Annotated in this window: 6 protein-coding genes and 1 pseudogene; all 7 read left to right on the forward strand. The window is 69.2% G+C overall.

The window, feature by feature from the left end; genetic code table 11:
- On the forward strand, positions 1-427 hold a 427-nt coding region (locus I6U14_RS02615), incomplete at its 5' end, for an ABC transporter ATP-binding protein (protein ID WP_296896658.1).
- A 5-nt stretch (positions 428-432) separates the two neighbouring features.
- On the forward strand, positions 433-2,808 hold the full coding sequence (locus I6U14_RS02620; RefSeq protein ID WP_296896659.1) for an ABC transporter permease: 2,376 nt from the start codon (positions 433-435) through the stop codon (positions 2,806-2,808).
- A gap of 4 nt (positions 2,809-2,812) precedes the next feature.
- Positions 2,813-4,018 carry an HlyD family efflux transporter periplasmic adaptor subunit gene (locus I6U14_RS02625; protein ID WP_296896660.1) on the forward strand — a complete coding sequence of 402 codons (1,206 nt, stop codon included), beginning with the start codon at positions 2,813-2,815 and terminating at the stop codon, positions 4,016-4,018.
- Between the two features lie 150 nt (positions 4,019-4,168).
- Positions 4,169-6,022 carry a carbamoyltransferase gene (locus tag I6U14_RS02630; RefSeq protein ID WP_296896661.1) on the forward strand — a complete coding sequence of 618 codons (1,854 nt, stop codon included), beginning with the start codon at positions 4,169-4,171 and terminating at the stop codon, positions 6,020-6,022.
- 91 nt (positions 6,023-6,113) lie between these two features.
- Positions 6,114-6,524: an SxtJ family membrane protein gene (locus I6U14_RS02635; protein WP_296896662.1), complete on the forward strand. Its 411-nt coding sequence runs from the start codon at positions 6,114-6,116 to the stop codon at positions 6,522-6,524.
- A 17-nt stretch (positions 6,525-6,541) separates the two neighbouring features.
- Positions 6,542-6,694 carry a DUF5989 family protein gene (locus I6U14_RS02640; RefSeq protein WP_296896663.1) on the forward strand — a complete coding sequence of 51 codons (153 nt, stop codon included), beginning with the start codon at positions 6,542-6,544 and terminating at the stop codon, positions 6,692-6,694.
- 48 nt (positions 6,695-6,742) lie between these two features.
- Positions 6,743-6,975 (forward strand): annotated as a pseudogene (locus tag I6U14_RS02645) (hypothetical protein); the annotation flags it as partial.

Raw genomic sequence — 6,975 nt, forward strand, 5'->3', positions numbered from 1 at the left:
GTTCTACAACCTGATCCCGAGCCTGACGGCGCGGGAAAACGTGGCCGTGGTGACGGAGATCGCCCGCGACCCCATGCCGCCGGCGGAGGCCCTGACGCTGGTGGGCCTCGGGGCGCGGCTGGACCATTTCCCGGCCCAGCTCTCCGGCGGCGAGCAGCAGCGGGTCGCCATCGCCCGGGCTGTCGCTAAGCGCCCCGACGTGCTGCTGTGCGACGAGCCCACGGGGGCGCTCGATTCCACCACCGGCATCGTGGTGCTGGAGGTGCTGGAGCGGGTGAACCACGAGCTCGGCACCACCACCGCCGTCATCACCCACAATGCCGGCATTGCCGGTATGGCGGACCGGGTCATCACGCTGGCCGACGGGCGCATCGCCGAGGTCCAGGTGAACGCAACCCGCGTCGCGCCGCGAGAGCTCAGCTGGTGACACCCATGCGTGCGCTGGATCGCAAGCTCGTCCGGGAGCTCTGGGGCATGCGCCTGCAGGCACTGGCCATCGCCCTGGTGATCGTGAGCGGCGTGGGCATCTTCATCATGTCCTTCAGCACGGTGGATTCGCTGGATGAGACCCGCGCGCGCTACTACCGCGAGCAGCGCTTCGCCGACGTCTTCGCACCCCTGAAACGCGCGCCGGAGGCCCTGTCCCGCCGCGTGCAGGCCATACCTGGCGTGGACCGGGTGCAGACCCGGGTCGTAGCCTTCGTGAGCCTGGACATCGCAGGCTTCCCGGAGCCCGTGAGCGCGCACCTGGTGTCCTTGCCGGACCACGGACCTGCCGCCGGCGCCGGCCTGCTGAACCGCGTGCACCTGCACAGCGGCCGGCTGCCGGAGCCGGTGCGCAACGACGAGGTGCTCATCTCCGTTGAGCTGGCGGGCGCACACGGCCTCGCGGAGGGCGACACGCTGCGTGCCACCATCAACGGCCGCCGCGAGCGCCTCACCATTGTCGGTCTGGCGCGCTCACCGGAGTACATCTACCAGATCGCGCCCGGGGCGATGTTCCCGGATCCGACCCGTTACGGCATCCTGTGGATGGGCCGCGAGGCTCTCGGCATCGCCTTGGACATGGATGGCGCCTTTAACGACCTCACCCTGACGCTCACCCGGGGCGCGAGCGCCGAGGACGTCATCGACCGGCTGGACGCCCTGCTCGCCCCCTACGGCGGCACCGGCGCCTATGCACGGGAAGACCAGCTCTCCCACCGCTTCCTCACTGAAGAGCTGAAGCAGCAGCGCACCATCGCGACGGTGTTCCCTGTGATCTTCTTCGGCGTGGCGGCTTTCCTGCTCAACGTCGTCGCGAGCCGGCTCATCGGCCTGCAGCGCGAGCAGATCGGCACCCTCAAGGCCTTCGGCTACTCGAGCGCCGCCGTGGGCCTGCACTTCGCCAAACTGATGCTCAGCATCGTGCTGCTGGGCATCGTGGGCGGCATCGGGCTCGGCATCCTGCTCGGGCGCGGCTTGAGCCACATTTACATGAGCTTCTACAGCCTGCCCTACATGGACTTTGTGCTGCACCCACGGGTGGTGGCCGCAGCAGCGGCGGTGAGCATCGGCGTAGCGCTGCTCGGCACCCTGTATGCGGTGCGCGCGGCGGCCCGGCTGCCGCCGGCGCAGGCCATGCGCCCGGCGCCGCCGCCGGTGTACCGGGCCACCGTCGTCGAGCGGTTGGGCTTGCAGCGTTGGTTTACGCAGCCCACACGCATGATCCTGCGCCACATCGAGCGGCGGCCGCTCAAGTCCCTGCTCACCACCCTCGGCATCGCCATGGCCTGCGGCATCATGATGATCGGCGGCTTCCAGCGCGGGGCCATCGATCACATGGTGGGCGTACAGTTTGGCCTGAGCCAGCGTGCGGACCTCACCGCCACCTTCACCGATCCCACCTCCGGGCACGCGCTCTACTCCCTGCGCAGCCTGCACGGCGTCGAGCACGCGGAGGGCTTCCGCAGCGTGCCGGTGCGTCTCAGGTTCGGCCACCGCAGCTATCGGACGACCCTGGACGGCGTGGAGCCGAATGGGCGACTGCTGCGGCTGCTGGACACAAGGCTCGCGCCCATCCAGCTCCCGCCCGAGGGCGTGGTGCTGAGCGACTATCTGGCCGGATTGCTCGGCGTAGGTCCAGGAGACCACCTGCGGGTGGAAGTGCTGGAGGGCGAGCGTCGCGTCCTGGAGCTTCCCGTCGCCGCCACAGCACAGCAGTACTTGGGCGTCGGCGCCTACATGCGCCGCGATGCCCTGAACCGCTTGCTGCGCGAGGGCGATGCCCTCTCTGGTGTGCATCTCGCCGTGGACGCGCGCGAGCGACGCCGTGTCTATGCCCTGCTCAAGGACATGCCGCGCATTGCCGGCATCGTCGAGCAGGCGGCCGCCATCCGGGCCTTCTACGACACCCTGGCCCAGAGCGTGCTCTTCTTCACCCTGGTGGCGACCCTGCTCGGTGCGACCATCGCCTTCGGTGTTGTCTACAACAGCATGCGTATTGCACTCTCGGAGCGAAACCGGGAGCTCGCGAGCCTGCGGGTGCTCGGCTTCGAGCGCGGCGAGGTCGCCTACATTCTGCTCGGTGAGCTGGCGCTGCTGACCCTGGCCGCAATCCCGCTCGGGCTCGCCATCGGCTATGGGCTCTGCGCCTATCTGTCCTATGCCTTCCAGAGCGACCTGTACCGCATTGCGCTGGTGCTGGAGCGCGATGTCTACGCGCTGGCAGCGCTGGTGGTCATCATCTCGGCCCTGGTCTCCGGCGGGCTGCTTTGGCGCAGCCTGGGGCGGCTGGATATGGTAGCCGTGCTCAAAAGCAAGGAGTGACCCGATGGGCTGGCTGCGACACCCCGGCATCCTCGCCGCGGCACTGCTCGTCACCGGGCTCCTGGTTGGGGGGTGTGGGCCGGGGCGGGGGCTGGGGGGGTGCGGCCCCGCCGGGCGGGGGTGGCTGACTGGCGCCGGCGACGAGCGCGGTGGCACCCGGGGCAGCGAGCGGGAGGAGATCCGGGCACCGTGGGCCGGCGTGGCCGGCCGTGTGGACCTGGACGTGGGCGACCCGGTGACCCGTGGGCAGGTGCTGCTCGGCATCACGCCGCTGCAATCCGCAGTGCTCGACCCACGCAGCCGCGCCGAGGCCGAGGCCCGCGTCGCCGCCGCCGAAGCGGCACTGGCGTCGACGCGCGAGAACGCCGAAGCGGCGCGCGCCCGCGCCGAATACCGCAAGGCCGAGCTGGCCCGGGTGCAGCCGCTCGCCGACAAGGGCGTGGTCTCCCGCGAAGCCCTGGACCAAGCCCGCATGGAGCACCTGGCGGCCGACGCGGCACTGCGCGCGGCTGAGCACGCAGTGAGCGTCGCCCGCTACGAGCTGGAAGCCGCCCGCACGGCGCTTGCCCACTCCAGCGCCGTCATGGAGGGTGAGCCCGACGAACGGGTGCCGGTGCGCTCCCCCATCGACGGTCGTGTGCTCGCGGTGCAGCGGGAGTGCGAAGGACCCGTCAGCCTGGGGGAGCTGCTGCTGGTGGTGGGCGACCCACACCGACTGGAGGTGGAGGTGGACCTACTCTCCGCCGACGCCGTGCGGGTGCAGCCCGGCACCCGGGTGCTGTTCGAACAATGGGGCGGCGAGGCGCCCCTGGAGGGGGTTGTGCGCACCGTGGAGCCCGTGGGCTTCACCAAGGTCTCGGCGCTGGGCGTCGAGGAGCAGCGGGTGCTGGTCATCGCCGACTTCACCTCGCCCCCTGAGCGCTGGCAGCGCCTCGGCGACGGCTACCGGGTCGAGGCCCGCTTCGTGCTGTGGCATGCGGACGACGTGCTCCAGGTGCCGGCCAGCAGCCTGTTCCGCCCAGGCGATCCGGACGCAGACGGCTGGGCCCTGTTCCGGGTCGAGGACGGTCGCGCAAGGCTGCGCCATGTCAAAGTCGGCCAGCGCACCGGCCTGCGGGCACAGATCACCGCGGGGCTGGAGCCAGGCGACGCCGTCATCGACCATCCGGGCGACGAGCTCGCCGACGGCGTGCGGGTCTCCGAACGCTGAGGCGCTGCTGGGGGCAGCGGCTTCTCCCCTACGCTTCTGGTTGCCGAGGTGCATCCCGCACTGCTCAAGGGACCCCGGCCCATGTCGGCAATCACGTACAATGCTGCGGGCCCGCAGACATGCTGTGCTTCGAGAAGGCTGCGCCGCCCGATGCCTGTTCACATCCTCGGCCTCTCCGCCTACTACCACGACAGCGCCGCCTGCCTGGTGCGCGACGGGGAGATCCTCGCGGCCGTTCAGCAGGAGCGCTTTTCGCGCATAAAGCACGATGCACGCTTTCCGGCGGATGCCATCCGCACCTGCCTGGATCTCGGCGGCATCGGCGTCGGTGACCTAGACCACGTGGTCTTCTACGACAAGCCGCTGGTGAAGTTCGAGCGGCTGCTGGAGACCTATCTCGCCTATGCGCCCCGAGGGCTGCCGTCGTTCCTGAAGGCCATGCCCGTCTGGCTCGGCGAGAAGCTGTTCCTCAAGGACTTACTGCGCCGGGAGCTGACGGCACTGCCGGGCGCGCCCGCCAAGGACGCGCTGCCGCCGCTCAAATTCGCGAGCCATCACCAGTCCCACGCAGCGTCGGCCTTCTTTCCCAGCCCCTACGAGCGCGCCGCGGTGCTGTGCATGGACGGCGTCGGCGAGTGGGCGACGACCTCCGTCTGGCTCGGCGAGGGCAATCGGCTCACGCCGCAGTGGGAGATCCAGTTTCCGCACTCGCTTGGGCTGCTCTACTCCGCGTTCACCTACTACACGGGCTTCAAGGTCAACTCCGGCGAGTACAAGCTGATGGGCCTCGCACCCTATGGCGAGCCCAGGTACCAGGACCTGATCCTCGAGCACCTGCTGGCGCTCAAGGACGACGGCACCTTCCGCATGGACATGCGTTACTTCAACTACGCGAATGGCCTGACCATGACCAGCCGGGCCTTCGATAAGCTCTTCGGCGGCCCGCCGCGCAAGCCGGAGTCGCCCATCACGCAACGGGAGATGGATCTCGCGGCGTCCATCCAGGCGGTCACCGAAGAGGTCGTCCTACGGCTCGGGCGCACCGTGCACCGCGAGCTCGGCGCGGAGCAGCTCTGTCTTGCCGGCGGCGTGGCCTTGAATTGCGTCGCCAACGGGCGGCTCAAGCGTGAGGGGCCCTTCCGCGACATTTGGGTGCAGCCGGCCGCGGGGGATGCCGGCGGCGCGCTGGGCGCGGCACTGTCGGTCTGGCATGAGTACCTCGGCCAGCCCCGCAACGGCGCGGAGACAGGGCGGGACCGCATGCGCGGCGCCTACCTCGGCCAAGCCCACGATAACGCCGAAATCGAGGCCTTTTTGGCCGAGCAGGGCGCGCCTTACCGCCGCCTGGACGACGACACCCTGATGCCCGAGCTCGCCGGGCTGCTGGACGCGGGCCAGGTCATTGGCTGGTTCCAGGGGCCTATGGAGTTCGGGCCGCGCGCGCTTGGCGGGCGCTCCATCATCGGTGATCCGCGGAACCGCGAGATGCAGTCGACGATGAACCTGAAGATCAAGTATCGGGAGTCCTTCCGCCCCTTCGCGCCGGCGGTGCTGGCGGAGGAGGTGTCGAGCTGGTTCGAGCATCAAGGCCCGAGCCCCTATATGCTGATGGTGGCGCCCGTGGCAGCATCGCGCCGGCTGCCCATGGACCCTGCACAGCACGCCCTGTTCGGCATCGACCAGCTCAAGGTGCCGCGGTCCAAGGTGCCGGCCATCACCCACGTGGACTATTCTGCGCGCCTGCAGACCGTGCACGCCGAGACCAATCCGCGCTTTCACCGGCTGATCGCGACCTTCGCCGATCGCACAGGCTGCCCGATGGTCGTCAACACCTCGTTCAACGTCCGCGGCGAGCCCATCGTCGCCACGCCCGCGGACGCCTACCGCTGCTTCATGCGCACGGAGATGGACGCGCTGGTGCTGGAGAACTGCCTGCTGCTCAAGCCCGAGCAGCCGGCGGTGGCGCGCGACGATGCCTGGCAGCAGGAATTCGAGCTGGATTGATCCCGGCAAGCGGAGACCGCTCCCAACGCCGTTTCGGATACGTCGCCGATGCAGCTGCAGCACACAGCTTGATCCCCGCAACTTGATCTCCATGACCGCGCACGATATCCCTCACCTCGACGCCTCCGGCCTGCGCCGCTTCGCGCTCACCACCGCGGCTATTGTCGCCGCGCTGTTCGGCGTGCTGCTGCCCTGGCTCGGCGGCTTCGGCTGGCCCCGCTGGCCGTGGGGGCTCGCCGCCGTGCTCGTGCTCTGGGGACTGATCCGGCCCACGAGCCTGCGCCCCGTTTACCGCGGCTGGATGCGATTCGGGCAGCTCGCGAGCCGGATCATGACACCGCTGGTCCTCGGGCTCGTGTTCTTCGGACTCTTCATGCCCATCGGGATCATCATGCGCCTGCGCGGTCATGACCCCATGCGCCGCAAGCTGGACCCGGCGGCGCAGAGCTACCGCGTGCCGAGCCGGCCCGCACCAAGCGATTCACTGGACAAACCTTACTGACAGACGAGGGTCAACGCGTGCTGGACCTGCTCAAGGACCTCTGGGGCTTCATGCGTGAGCGGAAGAAGTTCTGGCTTGCGCCGATACTGCTGGTGCTGCTCTTGCTGGGGACGCTGATGATCCTGGCGCAGGGGTCGGCCGTGGCACCTTTCATCTACACCCTGTTCTGAGCGGGTAAGCCGATCCGCAACAGACCACACCAAGACAGCCTCAGACCCATGCCCGACTTCCCCGACCGCCACGAGCAGATCCGCCTGGTGCACGCTGAGTTCATCCGCCAGGTGGCCCAAACCTGCGGCAACGCAGAGCGCCGCGCCGAATTCGATGCCCTGACCACCACTACCGGGAAAAGCGGGTGGACCCACCTGGTGCGGGAACCAAAGCGAGTCCACACCGGCGAGCCGCGCCCTGAGGTCTTCGCCGGAGCGGCGCAAGGGGGCCAAGAGCGACC

It is taken from the genome of Thiohalocapsa sp., assembly GCF_019695415.1.
GTDB lineage: Bacteria > Pseudomonadota > Gammaproteobacteria > Chromatiales > Chromatiaceae > Thiohalocapsa.